Annotated in this window: 1 protein-coding gene; it reads left to right on the forward strand. The window is 52.3% G+C overall.

Going from position 1 to position 761, the window contains the following annotated elements:
* Window positions 1-761: contractile injection system protein, VgrG/Pvc8 family (locus AC27IT_RS27745; protein ID WP_487092255.1), on the forward strand; the 761-nt coding region annotated here is incomplete at both ends.

Genomic DNA, 761 nt, shown 5'->3' on the forward strand with positions numbered 1-761 from the left:
GGATCGATTCGGCTGGACAGTCTGGCCTTTGTTCACCAGACGGGCACGCATGCTACATTGCGCTTGACAGGGATCGTACCTGAAGAGAAAGAGGAAGAAATCATCAATCATGCCGGAAGCCATGACTGGATTGAACTGTACAGACAGACTGGCAAAGAGAAAAAGCCTATTTTCATGGGACGCTTGCAGCATGTGGAGATCAAGGTCGTCCGGGCGATTCATTATGTGACGATTCAGGCAGTTTCCCATACATACGCAATGGATTTAAGCCCGAAGACCCGCACTTTCCAGCAGGTTGATCGGCTTTATCGGGATGTGGTCGACGAAATCCTGTCCGTTTATCCCGGGGGAGATGTCATCGACCAGATGTTTGAAAACCGCCAGCAGGGTAAATTCATCATGCAGTACGAAGAGACGGACTGGGCTTTTGTCAGACGAATCGCTTCTCACGTTGGCGCGGTTCTGGTCCCTGATTTGAGCGCCCACAAGGTGCGTTTTTGGATCGGCATGCCGGAGGGGCGCAAACAAATCAAGCTGGAGGATGCCCCCTACGAGGTAAATCGTGCGATCGCGCCGTATATGAAAAAGTCGGCAAACGGTTCCTCTTCTGTTGCCGAGTACCAGTACACGACGTACACCTTCGAGCACGACGAGCTTTTGCACATCGGCGATGAGGTGCAGCGCGATGGACGAACATTTGTCATCACGAAGGTGACAGGTACGTTGGAGCAAGGGCTGCTAAGATGGACGTATGTGTGTGC

The sequence above is a fragment of the Brevibacillus sp. YAE8 genome, assembly GCF_057543335.1.